Source organism: Prevotella sp. P2-180 (assembly GCF_002251435.1).
Taxonomy (GTDB): domain Bacteria; phylum Bacteroidota; class Bacteroidia; order Bacteroidales; family Bacteroidaceae; genus Prevotella.
Genome location: NZ_NPJI01000082.1, coordinates 14,343 through 33,979, shown reverse-complemented (window position 1 = coordinate 33,979; position 19,637 = coordinate 14,343). Strand labels below are relative to the sequence as shown.

Annotated in this window: 13 protein-coding genes; 11 read left to right on the top strand and 2 right to left on the bottom strand. The window is 47.1% G+C overall.

Annotation, left to right across the window (positions count from 1 at the left end; all coding sequences use genetic code 11):
• Positions 1-44 precede the first annotated feature (44 nt).
• The 11 genes from rpoB (at position 45) to CIK98_RS11410 (ending at position 16,122) form a co-directional block, all read left to right on the top strand.
• The gene (gene rpoB / locus CIK98_RS11460) at positions 45-3,857 is read left to right on the top strand and encodes a DNA-directed RNA polymerase subunit beta (RefSeq protein ID WP_094384363.1); all 3,813 of its coding nucleotides are present in this window, start codon (positions 45-47) and stop codon (positions 3,855-3,857) included.
• Positions 3,858-3,897: 40 nt separating this feature from the next.
• Positions 3,898-8,229: a DNA-directed RNA polymerase subunit beta' gene (gene rpoC / locus CIK98_RS11455; protein ID WP_094384362.1), complete on the top strand. Its 4,332-nt coding sequence runs from the start codon at positions 3,898-3,900 to the stop codon at positions 8,227-8,229.
• Between the two features lie 138 nt (positions 8,230-8,367).
• Positions 8,368-8,679 (top strand): DUF3467 domain-containing protein, encoded by a 312-nt coding sequence (locus CIK98_RS11450; RefSeq protein WP_094384361.1) that lies wholly within the window; start codon positions 8,368-8,370, stop codon positions 8,677-8,679.
• Positions 8,680-8,747: 68 nt separating this feature from the next.
• Positions 8,748-9,089, top strand: a complete 342-nt coding sequence (gene rbfA, locus CIK98_RS11445) for a 30S ribosome-binding factor RbfA (RefSeq protein ID WP_094384360.1) — start codon at positions 8,748-8,750, stop codon at positions 9,087-9,089.
• Positions 9,086-10,312: an FtsX-like permease family protein gene (locus CIK98_RS11440; RefSeq protein ID WP_094384359.1), complete on the top strand. Its 1,227-nt coding sequence runs from the start codon at positions 9,086-9,088 to the stop codon at positions 10,310-10,312. The genes rbfA and CIK98_RS11440 overlap by 4 nt, the downstream gene beginning before the upstream one ends.
• Positions 10,313-10,461: 149 nt before the next feature.
• Entirely contained in the window at positions 10,462-10,665 is a 204-nt protein-coding gene (locus tag CIK98_RS11435; protein ID WP_371683268.1) for a helix-turn-helix transcriptional regulator, read from the top strand.
• A 24-nt stretch (positions 10,666-10,689) separates the two neighbouring features.
• Positions 10,690-11,013, top strand: coding sequence for a HipA N-terminal domain-containing protein (locus CIK98_RS11430; protein ID WP_094384357.1), 324 nt, complete (start codon positions 10,690-10,692; stop codon positions 11,011-11,013).
• The gene (locus CIK98_RS11425; protein ID WP_094384356.1) at positions 11,010-11,945 is read left to right on the top strand and encodes a HipA domain-containing protein; all 936 of its coding nucleotides are present in this window, start codon (positions 11,010-11,012) and stop codon (positions 11,943-11,945) included. The genes CIK98_RS11430 and CIK98_RS11425 overlap by 4 nt, the downstream gene beginning before the upstream one ends.
• Before the next feature lie 40 nt (positions 11,946-11,985).
• Positions 11,986-13,359: a sigma-54 dependent transcriptional regulator gene (locus CIK98_RS11420; RefSeq protein WP_094384355.1), complete on the top strand. Its 1,374-nt coding sequence runs from the start codon at positions 11,986-11,988 to the stop codon at positions 13,357-13,359.
• Positions 13,360-13,362: 3 nt separating this feature from the next.
• Positions 13,363-14,550: a PAS domain-containing sensor histidine kinase gene (locus CIK98_RS11415; RefSeq protein WP_094384354.1), complete on the top strand. Its 1,188-nt coding sequence runs from the start codon at positions 13,363-13,365 to the stop codon at positions 14,548-14,550.
• 216 nt (positions 14,551-14,766) lie between these two features.
• Positions 14,767-16,122: an ATP-binding protein gene (locus CIK98_RS11410; protein ID WP_094384353.1), complete on the top strand. Its 1,356-nt coding sequence runs from the start codon at positions 14,767-14,769 to the stop codon at positions 16,120-16,122.
• Between the two features lie 320 nt (positions 16,123-16,442).
• Here the strand turns inward: CIK98_RS11410 and CIK98_RS11405 are convergent, their stop codons facing one another.
• Together CIK98_RS11405 and CIK98_RS11400 are read right to left on the bottom strand one after the other, a co-directional pair.
• Positions 16,443-17,177, bottom strand: a complete 735-nt coding sequence (locus CIK98_RS11405; RefSeq protein ID WP_172409920.1) for a pilus assembly protein N-terminal domain-containing protein — start codon at positions 17,175-17,177, stop codon at positions 16,443-16,445.
• 347 nt (positions 17,178-17,524) lie between these two features.
• Positions 17,525-19,111, bottom strand: coding sequence for a hypothetical protein (locus tag CIK98_RS11400; RefSeq protein ID WP_094384351.1), 1,587 nt, complete (start codon positions 19,109-19,111; stop codon positions 17,525-17,527).
• Between the last annotated feature and the right edge of the window lie 526 nt (positions 19,112-19,637).

Below are 19,637 nucleotides of genomic sequence, written 5' to 3'. Positions count from 1 at the left end.
TTTTGGACTCTTTGTAGTCCCTTTCCATAGACATATTATTATTTATGGCTTCTAAAGTAATAGACAACAGAATAAATTTCGGCAGCGTAAAGAATCCGATGCCTATTCCGGATTTCCTTGACGTGCAATTAAAGTCATTCAAAGACTTCCTACAGTTGGACACACCACCTGAGGAACGCAAGAACGACGGTTTGTATAAGGTATTCGCAGAGAATTTCCCTATCACCGATACAAGAAATAATTTCGTTCTTGAGTTCTTGGATTACTATATCGACCCGCCACGTTATAGCATCGACGAGTGCTTGGAGCGTGGTCTGACTTATAGCGTACCTCTGAAAGCTAAGTTGAAACTTTATTGCACCGATCCCGACCATGAGGATTTCGGTACTGTCATCCAGGACGTTTTCCTTGGCCCTATTCCTTATATGACAGCCAATGGTACCTTTGTCATAAATGGTGCCGAACGTGTCGTGGTGTCACAGTTGCATCGCTCTCCTGGCGTGTTCTTCGGACAAAGTGTACACGCTAACGGCTCATTGCTCTATTCTGCAAGAATCATTCCTTTTAAGGGTTCGTGGATAGAGTTCGCCACTGACATCAACAACGTGATGTACGCCTATATCGACCGTAAGAAGAAGTTGCCTGTTACTACATTGTTGCGTGCCATAGGTTTTGAGGCTGACAAGGACATTCTCCAGATTTTTGACTTGGCTGAAGAGGTGAAAGTCAATAAGTCCAGTCTTAAGAAAGTTATCGGTAAAAGACTTGCCGCCCGTGTGCTGAAAAGCTGGAACGAGGACTTCGTTGACGAGGACACCGGCGAAGTAGTATCAATTGAACGTAACGAGGTGATTATGGAACGTGAGACCGAAATCACCGATGACAACGTGATAGATATACTCGATAGCAATGCCGCAACCATCCTCGTTCACAAGGACGAGACTACGGCACAGGACTATTCCATCATATTCAACACACTTCAGAAAGACCCGTCAAACTCGGAAAAAGAAGCCGTGTTGTATATCTACAGACAGTTGCGTAACGCTGACCCTGCCGATGATGCCAGCGCCCGCGAGGTTATACAGAACCTCTTCTTCTCCGACAAGCGTTATGACTTGGGAGACGTGGGTCGCTACCGTATCAACAAGAAACTTGGTCTTGACACCGATATGGAGGTACGCGTGTTGACAAAGGAAGACATCATAGAGATCATCAAGTATCTCATTCAGCTTATCAACTCGAAGGCTACCGTCGACGACATCGACCACCTCTCCAACCGTCGTGTAAGAACTGTAGGCGAGCAGCTAAGCAACCAGTTCTCTATAGGATTGGCACGTATGAACCGTACAATCCGCGAACGTATGAACGTACGCGACAATGAGGTGTTTACTCCTACAGACCTCATCAACGCAAAGACCATATCAAGCGTCATTAACTCATTCTTCGGAACCAACCCGCTTTCGCAGTTCATGGACCAGACCAACCCTCTGGCAGAAGTGACACACAAGCGTCGTCTCTCAGCCCTTGGACCTGGTGGTCTGTCGCGTGAGCGTGCCGGTTTCGAAGTGCGTGACGTACACTATACACACTACGGACGCCTCTGTCCTATCGAGAGTCCTGAAGGTCCAAACATCGGACTTATCTCCTCTCTGTGCGTATACGCAAAGATCAACAATCTCGGATTCATCCAGACTCCATACCGCAAGGTGGAGAATGGTGTGGCCAATCTAAATAACGACGACATCATCTACCTCACAGCAGAGGAAGAAGAGAACCACGTAATAGGTCAGGGTAATGCACCTCTGAACGACGATGGTACGTTTATCCGCGAAGTGGTGAAGTGTCGTCAGGACGCCGACTTCCCGGTTGTTCCTCCAGCAGACGTCGACCTAATAGACGTTTCTCCACAGCAGATAGCATCTCCCGCAGCCTCTCTCATTCCGTTCCTCGAGCACGACGACGCCCACCGAGCACTCATGGGCTCAAACATGATGCGCCAGGCAGTGCCACTGCTCCATAACGAGGCTCCTATCGTGGGTACCGGTATTGAGAAGCAGATATGCGAAGACTCCCGTACGATGATTACGGCAGAGGGCGAAGGAGTAATAGAATATGTAGACGCGACAACCATCCGTATACTCTACGACCGTACGGAGGATGAGGAATTCGTAAGTTTCGAGCCCGCCTTGAAGGAATACCGAATACCGAAGTTCCGCCGTACAAACCAGAATATGACCATCGACCTGCGTCCTATCTGCAGCAAAGGGCAGCGTGTGAAGGCAGGCGACATTCTCACCGAAGGTTATGCCACCGAGAATGGAGAGCTCGCACTCGGACGCAACCTCCTTGTGGCTTACATGCCATGGAAGGGTTACAACTACGAGGACGCCATCGTGCTCAACGAGCGTATTGTGCGCGACGACGTGCTTACCTCGGTACATGTGGACGAATACTCTCTCGACGTGCGTGAGACAAAGCGTGGAGTAGAGGAGTTCACAAGCGACATACCAAACGTCAGCGAGGAAGCTACAAAAGACCTTGATGAAAACGGTATCATCCGTGTCGGAGCCCGAGTAGAACCAGGCGACATCCTCATCGGAAAGATATCTCCAAAGGGCGAGAGCGACCCGTCGCCAGAAGAGAAACTGCTTCGCGCCATCTTTGGCGACAAGGCAGGCGACGTGAAGGACTCTTCACTGAAGGCCAATCCGTCACTTACAGGTGTGATTATCGACAAGAAGCTCTTTGCACGAGCCATAAAGACCCGTCAGACAAAGCAGCAGGACAAGATCAAACTCGCAAAGATAGACGAGGAATATGCTGCAAAGAACGAGGACATCAAGGACATACTCATCGACAAGCTGCTCGAACTCACTGAGGACGAGGTGTCGAATGGTGTAAAAGACTATACTGGTGCAGAAATCATCACCAAGGGCTCCAAGTTCACACAGACCAACCTCCGCAACCTGGAGTATGGTGACATACAAATCAGCAACTGGACCGATGATGCCCACAAGAACAGTCTGATAGCCCAGCTCATCATCAACTACATGAAGAAGTTCAAGCTTCTCGATGCAGAGATGAAGCGGAAGAAGTTTGCCATCACCATCGGCGACGAGCTGCCTTCAGGCATACTCCAGATGGCCAAGGTATATGTGGCAAAGAAACGTAAGATAGGTGTGGGCGACAAACTGGCAGGTCGTCATGGTAACAAGGGTATCGTGTCGAAGGTGGTTCGTCAGGAAGACATGCCATTCCTCGAGGACGGCCGTCCTGTAGACCTTGTGCTCAACCCTCTTGGCGTGCCTTCTCGTATGAACCTCGGACAGATATTCGAAGCCATTCTCGGCGCAGCCGGAAAGAAACTCGGCGTGAAGTTTGCAACACCAATCTTCGACGGTGCAAAGCTCGAAGACCTGGCAGAATGGACCGACAAGGCCGGGCTTCCACATCTCTGTTCAACCTACCTCTACGATGGTGAGACCGGAGAGCGTTTCGACCAGCCGGCCACAGTAGGTATCACCTACTTCCTCAAACTCGGTCACATGGTTGAGGACAAGATGCACGCACGTTCCATCGGTCCGTATTCACTCATCACACAGCAGCCTCTCGGAGGTAAGGCACAGTTTGGTGGCCAGCGTTTCGGAGAGATGGAAGTCTGGGCTCTTGAGGCATTCGGCGCAAGCCACGTACTTCAGGAGATTCTCACCATCAAGTCCGACGACGTGGTAGGACGAAGCAAGGCATACGAGGCTATCGTCAAAGGCGACCCAATGCCAACTCCAGGCATCCCCGAGTCACTGAACGTGCTTCTTCACGAGTTGAAGGGTCTTGGACTTAGCATCAAATTGGATTAAGTTGAGAAGTTGACGAGTTGACACATTAAAATAAAAGAATATGGCTTTTAAGAAAGAATCAAAGATAAAGAGTAATTTCACCAAAATTACCATCGGTCTGGCTTCACCGGAGGAAATCCTCGAGAGCTCATTCGGCGAGGTGACAAAACCCGAGACCATCAACTATCGTACCTACAAGCCTGAGCGCGACGGTTTGTTCTGCGAGCGCATCTTCGGTCCTCAGAAGGACTATGAGTGCGCCTGCGGTAAGTACAAGCGTATCAGATACAAGGGCATCGTGTGCGACCGTTGCGGTGTCGAGGTGACTGAGAAAAAGGTGAGAAGAGAGCGCACAGGACATATCGAGCTCGTTGTGCCGGTGGCTCATATATGGTATTTCCGCTCACTGCCCAACAAGATTGGATATCTTCTCGGACTTCCTACCAAGAAGCTCGATGCTATCATATACTACGAGCGTTATGTCGTTATCCAGCCAGGTCTTATGGCCGGAAAGAAAGACAGCGAAGGCAACGACGCCATTGGCTCCAACGTCTACGACCTGCTTTCCGAGGACGAGTATAACGACATAGTCGACAACAAGATACCACAGGACAACGAACTGCTCGAAGACAGCGATCCTAACAAGTTCATTGCCAAGATGGGTGCCGAGGCTATCTACGACCTGCTCATCCGTCTTGACCTCGACTCACTGTCATACGAGCTTCGCGACCGAGCCAACAGCGACTCTTCGCAGCAGCGTAAGAACGAGGCCCTCAAGCGCCTTCAGGTAGTGGAAGCTTTCCGTGGCAGCAAGGACGTGAACCGTCCGGAGTGGATGATCATGAAGATTCTCCCTGTCACACCTCCTGAACTGCGACCGCTCGTTCCCCTGGACGGTGGCCGTTTCGCCACCTCCGACCTCAACGACCTCTATCGTCGCGTCATTATACGTAACAACCGCCTGAAGCGCCTTGTGGAAATCAAGGCTCCAGAGGTAATCCTCCGCAACGAGAAGCGTATGCTGCAGGAGGCTGTCGACAGCTTGTTCGACAACTCCCGCAAGAGCAGTGCCGTGAAGAGCGAGAGCAACCGCCCGCTGAAGTCGTTGAGCGACTCGCTGAAAGGTAAGGCCGGACGTTTCCGCCAGAACCTCCTCGGTAAGCGTGTAGACTATTCAGCCCGTTCGGTTATCGTCGTTGGTCCTGAGCTTAAGATGGGAGAGTGCGGTCTGCCAAAGCTGATGGCTGCCGAGCTCTACAAGCCGTTCATCATACGTAAGCTCATCGAGCGCGGTATCGTGAAGACAGTGAAGAGCGCCAAGAAGATAGTCGACCGCAGGGAACCGGTCATCTGGGACATTCTTGAGAATGTGATGAAGGGTCACCCAGTGCTTCTCAACCGTGCTCCTACACTTCACCGTCTTGGTATCCAGGCCTTCCAGCCAAAGCTTATCGAAGGCAAGGCCATCCAGCTCCATCCGCTGGCATGTACCGCTTTCAACGCCGACTTCGACGGCGACCAGATGGCTGTTCACCTCCCATTGAGCAATGAGGCAGTGCTCGAGGCACAGATACTGATGCTTCAGAGCCACAACATCCTCAACCCCGCCAACGGTGCACCTATCACCGTGCCTTCTCAGGACATGGTGCTCGGTCTTTACTATATCACCAAGATACGTCCAGGCGCAAAGGGTGAGGGCCTTACATTCTACGGACCCGAAGAAGCCATCATCGCACACAACGAGCGTCGTTGCGACCTCCATGCACTTGTGAAGGTGGTTGTGAAGGACCGCGACGAGAATGGCAACTTTGTGGATAAGATGGTAGAGACATCTGTCGGACGTGTTATTGTCAACGGCATCATACCTGATGAAGTAGGCTACGTGAACAAAGTTATCTCAAAGAAGAGCCTTCGCGACATCATTGCCGACGTAATCAAGACCGTAGGTTTCGCCGAGGCATGCGAGTTCCTCGACGGTATCAAGAACCTTGGTTATCGCATGGCATACCTTGCCGGACTTTCGTTCAACCTCGACGACATCATCATTCCAGAGGAAAAGAAAGCTCTCGTGGAGCGTGGTAACGAGGAAGTGCGCCAGATTACCGAGAACTACAACATGGGATTCATCACCGACACGGAGCGTTACAACCAGGTAATCGACACCTGGACCCACGTCAACAACGACCTGGGCAACGTCTTGATGAAGGAGATGACAGAGGCCGACCAAGGCTTCAACGCCGTGTTTATGATGCTCGACTCCGGTGCCCGTGGTTCTAAGGACCAGATTCGTCAGCTTTCAGGTATGCGTGGTCTTATGGCAAAGCCTCAGAAGGCAGGTGCCGAGGGAGCACAGATTATCGAAAACCCAATTCTTTCGAACTTCAAGGAAGGAATGTCAGTGCTCGAGTACTTCATCTCCACCCACGGTGCCCGTAAGGGTCTTGCCGACACCGCCATGAAGACTGCCGATGCCGGATACCTCACACGTCGTCTTGTAGACGTTTCTCACGACGTGATTATCAATGAGGAAGACTGCGGTACATTGCGCGGATTGGTATGCACAGCACTGAAGAACGGCGACGAGGTAATCTCTACCTTGTCTGAAAGAATACTCGGACGTGTGTCAGTACACGACATCATACATCCTACAACCGGCGAACTCATTGTGGCTGCCGGTGAGGAAATCACTGAAAAAGTGGCACAGGAAATAGAAGACTCGCCAATCGAAAGCGTCGAGATTCGTTCGGTGCTCACCTGCGAAAGCAAGCACGGAGTCTGCATGAAGTGCTATGGACGCAACCTCGCTACAAGAAAGATGGTACAGAAGGGTGAGGCAGTGGGTGTCATCGCCGCCCAGGCCATCGGTGAGCCTGGTACACAGCTTACTCTCCGTACGTTCCACGCCGGTGGTGTGGCAGCCAACGCTGCAGCCAACGCCTCTATCGTGGCAAAGAACGACAGCTTGCTCGAGTTTGAGGAACTCCGCACCGTGCCGTTTGACGAAGACGGAAGAAAGTGCGAGATGGTAGTCAGCCGTCTTGGCGAGGTTCGATTCGTCGACCCTAATACCAAGATTATTCTCTCTACCATGAACGTGCCTTACGGTTCTTCTCTCTACCACAAGCAGGGCGACATCGTGCCTAAGGGAGAGAAGATTGCACAGTGGGACCCATTCAATGCTGTCATCGTGACGGAATATGCAGGTATACTGAAGTTCAACGATGTTGTGGAAGGTATCACCTACCGTGCCGAGACCGACGAGACCACCGGTCTTACCGAGAAGATCATCACAGAGTCGAAAGACAAGTCAAAGGTGCCTACCTGCGACATCATCGACGTCAATGGAGAGAAGATCGGTACATACAACTTCCCTGTGGGAGGCCATATCGTGGTAGAAGACGGCCAGACGGTCAAGACAGGTGAGACCCTCGTGAAGATACCACGTGCCGCCGTTAAGGGTGGTGACATCACCGGAGGTCTTCCACGTGTCACCGAGCTCTTCGAGGCCCGCAACCCGTCTAACCCGGCTGTCGTGTCTGAAATCGACGGTGAGGTCACCATGGGTAAGGTTAAGCGTGGTAACCGTGAGATTATCGTCACCTCAAAGACTGGCGAGCAGCGTAAGTATCTCGTTTCGCTCTCGAAGCAGATCCTGGTGCAGGAACACGATGCCGTACGTGCCGGAACTCCATTGTCTGACGGTGTCATCACTCCAGCCGACATCCTTGCCATCAAGGGTCCGACGGCCGTTCAGGAGTATATCGTCAACGAGGTTCAGGACGTGTATCGTCTGCAAGGTGTGAAGATCAACGACAAGCACTTTGAGATTATCGTTCGCCAGATGATGCGTAAGGTTCAGATCAACGATCCGGGCGACACCTCGTTCCTTGAGCAGGAAGTGGTAGACAAGCTCGACTTCGCCGAGGAGAACGACCGCATCTGGGGCAAGAAGGTAGTGACCGACGCCGGCGACAGCGAGAACCTCAAGCCTGGCCAGATAGTCACAGCCCGCAAGCTGCGTGACGAGAACTCCCTTCTCCGCCGCCGCGACTTGAGACTTGTACAGGTGCGCGACGCCGTGGCAGCCACATCAACACAGATACTCCAGGGTATCACGCGTGCAGCCCTTCAGACCAAGAGCTTCATGTCGGCAGCATCGTTCCAGGAAACAACAAAGGTGCTGAACGAGGCAGCCATCCGCGGAAAGGTAGACCATTTGGAAGGCATGAAGGAGAACGTCATCTGCGGTCACCTCATACCAGCCGGTACCGGTCTGCGCGAGTTTGAGAAACTCGTTGTAGGCTCAAAGGAAGAGTATGAGCGCATGCAGGCAAACCGCAAAAACGTGCTTGACTTTGCCGACGACGAAGTGGCGGAAGCCGATCGTGACTGATAAGTCTGGAAAATAAATAGCAAAGGAGTTAAGACGATATTGCGCCCAAAGACATTTTTTTGAGATGTTAGCGCTGTTGTCTTAACTCCTTTTTACTCTATAATAATCCGAATAAACTTTAAAAGACAATAATTGACAATGAACGACAACAACGAACAGGGCGGCAAGTTCCAGATAGAATTGCCCGCCGAAATAGCACAAGGCGAATACGCCAACTTGGCCATCATCACCCATTCAAGCAGCGATTTCGTGGTAGACTTCGCAAGACTTCTTCCCGGTGTGCCAAAGGCGCAAGTGAAAAGCCGCGTCATACTGGCTCCCGAGCACGCAAAACGCCTTCTGCTCGCACTTCAGGAGAACATAGTAAGATATGAGCGTGAGTTCGGACCAATCAAGTTGCCAAACCAAGAGCCACGCACCATTGCCCCGTTCTCAAAAGGCGAGGCATAACCCCCACTTTTAGGAGTTAAGAAACCTCCATTTGTTTGGCAATATAGAAACTTAAACAATTCATTTCTATGCAAGAAACAAGACAAAACAAGATAGCGCGTCTGCTGCAAAAGGAACTCAGCTTAATATTCCAACAGCAGACAAGAGCCATGCACGGCGTAATGGTGTCGGTCACGAGAACCAAGGTCTCTCCCGACCTCAGCGTCTGCACGGCATACCTCAGTGTATTCCCAAGCGAGAGGGGAGAGGAAATCCTCAACAATATCAAAGCCAACGAGAAAACAATACGCTACGATCTCGGTACAAGAGTGAGATACCAACTGCGCATCATACCAGAGTTGCGGTTCTTCATAGATGACTCACTTGATTACATCGACCGCATCGACGAACTATTGAAGAATAAGGAATGAACTTCCCGTTTTATATCGCAAGACGTTATCTCTTTTCAAAAAAGAGTACTCATGCCATAAATATCATCAGCACCATCAGTGCAGTCGGCGTGGCGGTGGCAACTATGGCGCTGGTGGTTACGTTGAGTGTGTTCAATGGATTCCACGACCTCGTAGCGTCTTTCTTCACCACATTCGACCCACAACTGAAGGTAGTCCCCGTGAGTGGAAAAACCGTGGCGGCAGACGACCCTACACTAAAGACCATCTGTAGCCTCAAGCAAGTGGAAGTGGCAACGGAAATAGTGGAAGACATGGCACTCGCCACATACAACGGACGACAGGCCATGGTGAAAATCAAGGGTGTGGAAGACAATTTCGACAGCCTTACCCATATCAGGGAAATACTCGAAGGCGATGGCGAGTATTGCCTCCATGCTGCCGACATGCACTATGGCATTGTGGGCATACGCCTTGCTGAGAGGTTTGGCATGGGTTACACCTTTCAGAACGAACTGAAAATCTATGCTCCAAAACGTGAGGGACAGCTCAACCTTGCCAATCCGCAAGACGGATTCGTTGAGGGCAATCTCTACTCGCCTGGCGTACTCTTCTGTGTAAAACAGGGCAAATACGACAAGAACTACATACTGACTAGCATAGCCTTCGCCCGCAACCTCTTTGCACAGCAGGGTATGGTGTCGGCCGTAGAGCTAAGGCTGAAGCCGGGAAGCGACTTCGACGGCGTGAAGGCGGAGATGAACAAGATAGGCGAGGGAAAATACCGGGTCTTAGACCGTTATGAGCAGCAGGAAGACACGTTTAAGATAATGAAGATAGAGAAGCTCATAGCCTACATCTTCCTTACCTTTATCCTCGTAGTGGCATGCTTCAACCTCATTGGCAGCATCTCGATGTTGATAATCGACAAGCGCAACGACGTGGTGACGCTAAGGAATCTTGGAGCAAACGACAGTCAGATAGTGCGTATCTTCCTCTTTGAGGGCCGTATGATTTCCACCCTTGGAGCCTTGGCAGGCATAGCCGTAGGCCTGCTCTTGTGCTGGATACAGCAGCAGTGGGGCTTGGTAGGTCTTGGCCGCTCAAGTGGCTCTTTCATCATCGACAGCTATCCGGTGAGTGTCCATCCCGAAGATGTCATCCTGATTTTCATCACCGTGCTTGCCGTAGGCTACGCTGCGGTATGGTATCCCGTACGCTATTTCTCCCGTAGACTGCTATAAATAATGTGGAGTGAAAAATGAATGGATTATACCCGAAGTGGTATAATTGTGTTAAATATTTATATATTTTATACCTTATCGGGTGTAGTATGTGCAATTTTTATTATTTTTGCACCCGATAAGGTATAATAAACACATTTATTATGGATATGCAATTGGCAATATTCGTCAAGGATATGCGCAAGGAGCATGGTTTGACGCAGGAAGACCTCGCTGCCAAGGCAGGCGTAGGGCTAAGGTTTGTACGCGAACTTGAACAGGGCAAGCAGACGCTTCGGATGGACAAAGTCAATCAGGTCTTGATGCTATTCGGACATGAAGTGGGGGCTAAGGAAATGAAGAATGAAGAATGAAGAGTGAAGAATGAAGAGTGAAGAATGAAGAAAGCTAAGATATATATGCACGACAGGGAAGCTGGAGTGCTGACGGAAGACGAGAACGGATTTTCTTTCCGTTATCTCGACCAGTATCTCGACTCAGAGGGAGCCGAGGCAATAAGCCTCACTATTCCTCTGCGTAGAGAGGAGTATAGGGATAAGGTGCTGTTTCCGTTCTTCGACGGACTGATTCCCGAGGGATGGCTTCTGAACATTGCCGAAAACAACTGGAAAATCAATCAGCGCGACCGTATGTCGCTATTACTTGCATGCTGCAAGGATTGCATCGGGGCGGTGAGCGTAATATCGGAGGAAGAGGAATGAAATGCCTGTATTGTTATAAGGAATTGAGGGAAGGACAAAGGGACTACCACCCCGCATGCTCGCGAAAACTCTTTGGAGTGAGCACACCGCCGCAGTTGCCTTACGTGAGAGACGACATCGGAGAGCTCGCCAAACAGGTGGTGCGCAGCCAGACCACACTTACTGGTGTGCAGGCAAAACTGTCGCTCGACGTCAACCGCGGCGGAAAGAACGAACCCGACCGTTTCACCATCGTGGGCCTTTGGGGACGGTTTATACTCAAACCGCAAACCGACCGCTATCGCTGCCTGCCTGAGATAGAAGACCTCACGATGCACCTTGCCGAGGCGGCACGCATTGCAGTGGTACCACACGGCATGATACGTTTTGCCGATGGCGAACTGTGCTATATCACCAGACGCATCGACCGGACTCCTGACGGCGGCAAGGTGGCCATGGAGGACATGTGCCAGCTGTCGGAAAGGTTGACGGAATATAAATACAAGGGGTCGTATGAACAGATAGCGAAGGTGATAAGCAGATACTCTTCCGTACCGCAACTCGACATCGTGAACTACTGGGAAGTGGTGGTGTTCTCGTGGTTGACAGGCAACTCAGACATGCACCTCAAGAACTTCTCGCTCTATAACACCGGCAGGGGCTATACACTCACTCCCGCCTACGATCTGCTTTCGACAACGCTCGTCATCCCCGACGACCCAGAGGAACTCGCCCTCACACTAAACGGCAAGAAGCGCAAGCTGCGCCGAAATGACTTTGTGAAGGCCATGTTGCTATCAGGGCTGAGCGAGAAAGTGATTGACAATATGGCAAAGAAGTTCCGTCGCGCGTTCCCCAAATGGATAGACCTCATCAACGCCTCTTTCTTGCCCGACGATATGAAGCGCCGCTTCAAGCGCTTGATTCTCGAAAGGATGATTATGCTGAGATAATAAGAGTGTAAATACATTATAAAATATATTAGTCATAGTGATGAATACTATAGAATGTCCCAAAGGAAGAATACTCGTCGTGGACGACAACGAGGATGTGCTTCTGTCGCTCAACATGCTGCTCAAGCCATACGTGGAGGCAGTGAGAGTGACAGCCAATCCTGAGCGTATCGTCGAGTTTATGGATTCGTACCATCCCGATGTCATCATACTCGACATGAACTTCCATCGCGATGCCATCAGCGGCGAGGAGGGATATGAATGGCTCGCACGCATATTGGAGCACGACCCAAGGAGCGTGGTGCTGTTCATCACCGCTTACGTCGATACCGAAAAGGCGGTAAGAGCCATCAAGGCCGGTGCGGTGGATTTCATACCAAAGCCATGGGATAGAAAGAAACTGCTCGACACTGTGAGGAGTGCCATCGAACTCAGGCAATCACGCTCTCTTGAGGGCAAAGTATCTGAAAAGCAAATCTCATTCCCCAACCTTATCGGCGAGTGTAACGCGATGCGCCAACTGAAAGAGCAAATAAAAAGAGTGGCGGCTACGGATGCCAATGTACTCATCACCGGCGAGAACGGAGCCGGCAAGGATGTAGTGGCTCATGCCATACATCAGTTGTCGCAAAGGTCAGACAAACCGTTTGTGAATATCGACCTTGGATGTATTCCCGAAACTCTATTCGAAAGCGAACTTTTCGGACATGAGAAGGGTGCCTTCACAGATGCACGCAATGCCAAGGAAGGACGTGTGGAACAGGCTGACGGCGGAACGCTGTTTCTTGACGAGATTGGTAATCTCTCAATGCAAATGCAACAGAAATTGCTCACTGTGATTGAGAAAAAGGAGACATCACGTATTGGTGCATCAAAGACAAAGAAAGTGGATTTAAGAATCGTATCTGCCACCAATGCCAACCTTGCGGCAAGGATAAGCGAAGGAACATTCCGTCAGGATCTATTCTACCGCATCAACACCATCGAACTACATATCCCTCCATTGCGCGATCGTGGTGAGGACATTATCCTCTTGGCAGAACATTTTCTCAGTATCTTTGCCATGAGATATGACAGGTCAGGTGTAGGATTGTCGTATGACGCACGAGCAAAGTTGCTCAAACACTCTTGGCCTGGAAACGTGCGCGAACTGCAACACTGCATCGAGCGTTCCATAGTGCTCAGCAATTCCTCTACACTGTCTGCTTCTGACATTCAGATCACTCATGATTTACAATCTCCTAATAACGGGGAAACGACTGAAACCCAGATGTCTCTCAACCTTGAGGAACTGGAGAGAAATGCCATCAAGCGTGCAGTGTCAATGAGCAACGGCAATCTCACACAGGCAGCCGAACTGCTCGGTATCACCCGATTCGCATTATATCGCAAGATTGACAAACTTGGAATCTAATTTATGTTCTTACACTTGAATCCGTTTTACAACAAAAGCATACGTCGCCTCAGACAGATGATACATGCCATCCGAATGCGCGACTTCACCTTGCATTTTGCTCTCGACAAACTGCAGGGAGAAGAGCGTCTGCTTGCCGAGGAAATCAATGCCGTGGTGAATGAGTTCAGGGAGAAGACACTAAAACAGGAATCGCAATACCAATATTTCGACACATTGCTCAATACCGTGGGCGACTGCCTCATAGTGACTGACGACAAAGGACATATACATTGGATGAACCGCACTGCCATCAACAGTCTCTGCGGATTTAGGATATATGACATCACCGACCTTGCGCCTGTCAACAGCAGTTTGCCGCAAATGATGCTCGAATTACGTGCGGGAGCCAAGAAAATGGCAAGGCTTAGAGTAAGAAACGGGAATGATGTAGTGGAAAGAGAATACTCAATAACCACTACCAATTTCTTTGACAAAGGATTCTATTATAAACTTTATTCCTTGCAAAACATTCACTATGTGGTGCAGAGGAGCGAAAGCGAGGCACAACAACAACTTGTAAGAGTGCTCACCCACGAGATAATGAACTCCCTTACGCCAATAATCTCGTTGAGCGACACACTCACTGAGGGTATGAAAGACGAGTCATTATCCCAAGACGACATCACGCAGGCATTGCAGGCAATAAACAGGCGAAGCAGCGGACTTCTGCACTTCGTGGAAAACTACCGCAAACTGCAATATATCTCCTCTCCACAATATACCGACGTAAAGCTCGGAGAGCTTATCACCGACCTCCAGCAATTATTCCCTGCCCCTTTCTTCCACTTCTACATTCAAGACACAGAACAAATTCTACGCATCGACCGCAGTCAGATTGAGCAAGTGCTCATCAATCTATTGAAAAATGCTGAAGAAGCGGTAAGGGATATCGAGGACAAAAACATCTCCATTTCAGCAAGAGCGGAAAAGCCTCAACACATTATCACAATTAATGTTGAGGACAATGGTTGCGGTATTATGCCCGAAGTGCTCGAACGCATCTTCGTCCCCTTCTTCACCACAAAGCCCAGTGGCTCAGGCATCGGCCTAAGTGTCTGCCGCCAAATAGCCTCACTTCACGGCGGCTCCATCACAGTGTCATCCACACCTCTTAAGCAAACCGTCTTCACCTTGCAGTTGCCAATGTAATTTTCGACAAAAAAGACAACAGAAGACCACTTCAAAAATTATGTCCGTTAAAGATATGTAAATAATGAATGATTTACTCATTATTTTTATTGATTATTCAAGGGAAAACCTTATCTTTGCAGCAGAAAAACTTGGAAAAGTTACACAAACAGGGGTAAAATACCTTGGAAAAGTTACATAAATGAGGGTAAAATACCTTGAAAAAGTTACATTTGTATGATAAAAAGAAAGATTGACACTGTTATTGAGGAGCATTTCAAAAGCTCACGAAAGGCTCTATTCCTGACTGGCGCACGACAGTCGGGCAAGACGTATGCTATCCGAAAATATGCCAAGAATAATGGTCTTAACCTTGTGGAAGTGAACTTCCTGCTTCAACCAGACAGTATGGCATTGTTTAAGGGTACAAGAGATGTCAAGGACTTGCTGATACGTCTTTCGGCATATTCAAATGTAAATTTGGAGTTAGGCAAGACTCTTGTGTTCTTTGATGAGGTGCAAGAGTGTGCGGACGTTATGACATGGGTGAAAGCGCTTGTAGATGATGGCAGTTACAAATATGCCCTCAGCGGTTCACTGCTTGGCGTTGAGCTAAAGGACATTCGTTCCGTACCAGTTGGTTATATGTCAGAATACCAACTATTTCCGCTTGACTTCGAGGAGTTCATACGTGCAGTAGGAATAAGTGACCGAATTATTGACTCCATACGTGAATGTTGGGAAAACCATAAGCCAGTGGATGGATTTATCCACGACAAGATGATGCAATTGTTTCATCTCTATCTTATCGTGGGAGGAATGCCGGCAGCAGTGCAGGCATACATAGACACCAACAATATGCAGCGTGTATTTCAAGAGCAACAAGACATCCTGACACTTTACAAGCGTGATATCAGTAGATACGACTCCATTCAAAAATTATATATCAATGAGATTTTCGAACTTATCCCGTCAGAACTAAATGCCAAGAACAAACGTTTCATTCTCAAAAGGCTGAATGAACACAAAACATTTTCACGGCACGAGAATGACTTCCTTTGGCTGAAAGATGCTGATATGGCTTTGCCCACATATAATGTCTCCGAACCATGTTTACCGCTGAAACTCAGCGAACAGAGAAATCTGTTTAAGCTATTCCAGAATGACGTAGGGCTTCTTGCCTGTCAATATGCTGATGGGATACAGCTTCAGATATTACAGGGAAATGTCAATATCAATTACGGTGCCATCTATGAGAATGTGGTGGCGCAAGAGTTACATGCCCATGGCTATCCTCTGTATTATTTCAACAGCAAGAAGCAAGGCGAACTTGATTTTCTGTTGGAGAATGATACAGGGATTATACCTGTAGAAGTAAAGTCAGGCAAGGCATACGAACGACACAATGCCTTGCGCAATGTATTGAACACATCAGAATACAACATAAACCAGGCTTTCGTATTGTGTAATGACAATCTCCGTGTAGCCGACCGCATCATATATCTGCCTATATATATGTTGATGTTCATATCAAAAGTTAAATCTCCCCAAGCATTAATATACAAAATCGACATAAATGGATTGATATCATAGAATAGGAGGGATATCCAAGAGAACAATGCTTTAAACAACATATCCGTTATGTCACAAGTGTGACAAAGGCTGTGTAGCCAAGCATGAAAGTGGTCGTTGGGGTTTACATCAATGACTTCTTTCTTGCGGTGGAGTATGCAAACAAAATGGTACTGAGACATGAAATGGTGGCGTGCCACTGTTTCATGTCGTTTGGATTGTGCGATAACAAACGAATAAAAATACGTATTTTCTGAATTTAATTCAATAATGTTGCTTATGTAGCAATTATTTCAGACATAAACAATGCTATCGAAAAAGAAGTTCTATCATACGACCTTCTACTCTCTTTTTGGTAAAGTCTTGTAGACTTTATTTCCTATGAACACATGCGGAAAGTCAATGCCCGTTTCTATGTCTGTAAAACTTGCCGTTAAATAGGTTTTCGGTAGCTTGTTTATGCTTGACATGTTTGACAGAAGGTATGCAACATTATCGTTTTTTAACTTAAAGGTATGTTCGAAGGTACTATTTCCTCCTTTTAAGTCGAAAGACAACATGGTTCCATTTTGAGATATATGGTATATTCCTTTCATAATTGGTATGTCATTATATTTAAACTGCATGTTATTATAGCTAAAAGCGTAACATATGCTATCCTCACTTGCAACCAATACGAATAAGCTATTTGACCTTATATTGAGATGGTTTCCTTCCTCCTTTTCAAAGTTCAACGTAAGAAATGGGAAAATCACATTTACCTCAATGCTACATGACTCGTTCGTGATTTTATCTCGTACGAAGATGTTAGTAGTACCTATTTCCTTGCCGATAAGAGTGATTTTCTGTTTGTCATTCTGAGCTGTAGAAATGTCCACTTTGTCGTTTCCTTCAACAATAATGTTTCCACTGCCACCAGTTATTATGAGATTTGTCGTATCACCCAAGGATACCTCTGCATAATTTTTTATAGTCAGAGGCTCATACTCAGGCTCATACTCATTTTCTTTATTGCTCTTACATGCAAAGAAGCATAACGTAACTAAGATAACACTTAATATGCTATATATTTTCATAATTTTATAATGTAACATATGCAGACTCTTGGTCAACCATTTTACTGAAGGAATAGCACTGCGTGCACCACCATGTTGCCGCATCCCGTCCATATGGGTCTTTATGCCCTTTGCTGTAGAGGGCAATGTTGTTAGTAACAACAATAATGTAAAAATGATAATTTTCTTCATGCTGATTTCGTTTGTTGTTAAATTCGGTGCAAAGTTACGTCAATTCCAAACGCTCAGCAAAGAAATTGGGTCTAATTCTTTAATTTTGTAACATTTTTATTATTTACTGATAATCAACGTATTATATATCCTCCCCAGAAAAATATAGGTCTAAATTTGAAGTTTTGCTACTGATTTTAGTAGTTTTCCATGAATTCTCGTAGAGATTTTTGTTCTTTTTCTATGCCTACTTTTGCCTTGTAGAGAAATAGTTTCTGCTTAATTGCTTTCTCGCTGATACCATAGATTAGTGCAAGTGCCTTCTGTGGCATTTTAAGACGGAGCAGCATCATCAGTCGTAGGTCTTTCTTCGTCAATCCCGAGAACTGCGCTCTTAATCTTGACACAAAGAGATTCTCGACGCTATCTAAAAACACTTCTATTTCATTCCAATCATCTTCTGATATGTGTATGTGTTTCTCTTTCTCGTTTCTCATTGACTCTATCTTTTCCATTATATCAATTTTCTTTAGAAGAAAATTCCTCATAGTGCAAATTTGAATATCTCGGTGAGAGAGTTCTTGCGCATGGAGCTGTTCTGCCATTGCAGCCTTTTGTTTTGCTTGCTTCTTATTGGTATTATATATGTAGAGTACAAAAATGATAACAATTAGTGCCAGTACAACCGTCAATACTGTTGCAGTTTTTTGCGATGTAATCTCACCTTGCAATCTTGCTTCTTCCTTTTCTTTTTGCAGAACAGAGACATAATAGTCATTTTTGACTTGCATGGTTGTACAGTACATTTTGTCTAAATAGTAGTTTGACGAGTCAAGGCAAACAATAGCCGGTTGTATTTGTCCTTCTCTTATTGCCGCCTTACATCTGATATAATAAATAAGGTGTCGGCTAGCATGAGAATCTTTACTGACCTTTGCAAGAATTTCTTTTGCCTGTAGCGTTGAATCAACATCACAATATGCATCTGCTAGGGCAAGGGCGTTCGAAGTATCAAACATCGATTTCCTATATAAATAGGCTTCCTTTGCACAAGTAAGTGCCTTTTGGTACATTCCTACATCATGAAAGAACCGCGACATGTCTTGATAGGTATCAGCAAAAACTAGTGAGTCGCCTAATTCTTCTGCCAAGCTCAAAGCTGTTTTACATTCTTTTAGGGCTATAGCAGAGCTATCAGCAAACTCAAGGGCCTCACATAGGTTCAACCTGAAGTAAATCTTATTGGCAAGTGATGTTCTCGTATCTCTTTCACATTTGTCAATAGCCATTCTTGCATGAAGCAAAGCTTGTTGGGCATCCGTCATCTTCTCTACTTTCGAAAGTTTTTCCAAAGCAAGGCATTCCGTAAGGATGTCGTCTATCTTTTCAGACGCTTTATATGAGCGATATAGACAACGGATGGCAAACTCCGTGCTATCATTTAGCATATAGTATTTTCCCATATAGTATTGGCATTTTGCATAAAGGGAATCTTCGGGATGCTTTTCATACCAGTTGTATCCAATGCGAAGTAGCGAATCTTCGTCCACATCCAACCCCGACTTATCTTGTGCCATTGTGTACACAACAGCGTACTTTGCCTGTTCAGACTTGCCCAGTTCACTGAACTGCATGTTGTTCAGGAGTGCGAGGGCACTATCCGGGTGTTCTCCTGCCAGTAGCAATGCTTGTGCTATCGTGGTATTAGGCTTGTGTTGGCAAGACGACATAAACACCAAAGCCACAATAATCAATGAACTGATGTGAATGTGAAAATTTTTCATAACATAATTCCTTTATGCTTTTTGTCTGCAAAAATACAAATTTTCCGAGAAATACGACTAGAAATAAGATCTAAATTGCCATCTATAATCATAGCGATTATCTTGTTGATACACAGCAGATTATTTGTGTCTAACTGCTTTTTACAAGTCTAAATTTTAGTTTCGGTAAACACAAAAGTGGCTTTTATGCCTGCGATTAGTGAAAAATATGCGGTTAAGGTCGCCTCTTACCAACAAAAGATATTTTTGTCATCTTAAAGAAATTTTCAGTGCAAAAAACTACCTTAGTACTAATGTCTTTTCATAGGTATTGGACCGGAACAATCGTGACAACAGGCATGGAACACTTGTGACAATAGGCATCCTGACATCAATTACTTGCGTGTTATTAGCTCATTATTATAGGCTGACAGAACGTGCGATTTCGCACACTCATCGTGCGGATTCGCACGCCGCAGAAATCGCCCAAGATGCATTAATGTACTGATTACTAGACAATTATCAGTTTGGCACGGATGTTGCTTAG

Coding starts and splice junctions, on each gene's coding strand:
- CIK98_RS11440 (WP_094384359.1), top strand. CDS start 9,086: ATGAACTTCCCGTTTTATATCGCAAGACGTTATCTCTTTTCAAAAAAG.
- CIK98_RS11420 (WP_094384355.1), top strand. CDS start 11,986: ATGAATACTATAGAATGTCCCAAAGGAAGAATACTCGTCGTGGACGAC.
- CIK98_RS11425 (WP_094384356.1), top strand. CDS start 11,010: ATGAAATGCCTGTATTGTTATAAGGAATTGAGGGAAGGACAAAGGGAC.
- rbfA (WP_094384360.1), top strand. CDS start 8,748: ATGCAAGAAACAAGACAAAACAAGATAGCGCGTCTGCTGCAAAAGGAA.
- CIK98_RS11405 (WP_172409920.1), bottom strand. CDS start 17,177: ATGAAAATATATAGCATATTAAGTGTTATCTTAGTTACGTTATGCTTC.
- rpoB (WP_094384363.1), top strand. CDS start 45: ATGGCTTCTAAAGTAATAGACAACAGAATAAATTTCGGCAGCGTAAAG.
- CIK98_RS11450 (WP_094384361.1), top strand. CDS start 8,368: ATGAACGACAACAACGAACAGGGCGGCAAGTTCCAGATAGAATTGCCC.
- rpoC (WP_094384362.1), top strand. CDS start 3,898: ATGGCTTTTAAGAAAGAATCAAAGATAAAGAGTAATTTCACCAAAATT.
- CIK98_RS11430 (WP_094384357.1), top strand. CDS start 10,690: ATGAAGAAAGCTAAGATATATATGCACGACAGGGAAGCTGGAGTGCTG.
- CIK98_RS11435 (WP_371683268.1), top strand. CDS start 10,462: ATGCAATTGGCAATATTCGTCAAGGATATGCGCAAGGAGCATGGTTTG.
- CIK98_RS11415 (WP_094384354.1), top strand. CDS start 13,363: ATGTTCTTACACTTGAATCCGTTTTACAACAAAAGCATACGTCGCCTC.
- CIK98_RS11410 (WP_094384353.1), top strand. CDS start 14,767: ATGATAAAAAGAAAGATTGACACTGTTATTGAGGAGCATTTCAAAAGC.
- CIK98_RS11400 (WP_094384351.1), bottom strand. CDS start 19,111: ATGAAAAATTTTCACATTCACATCAGTTCATTGATTATTGTGGCTTTG.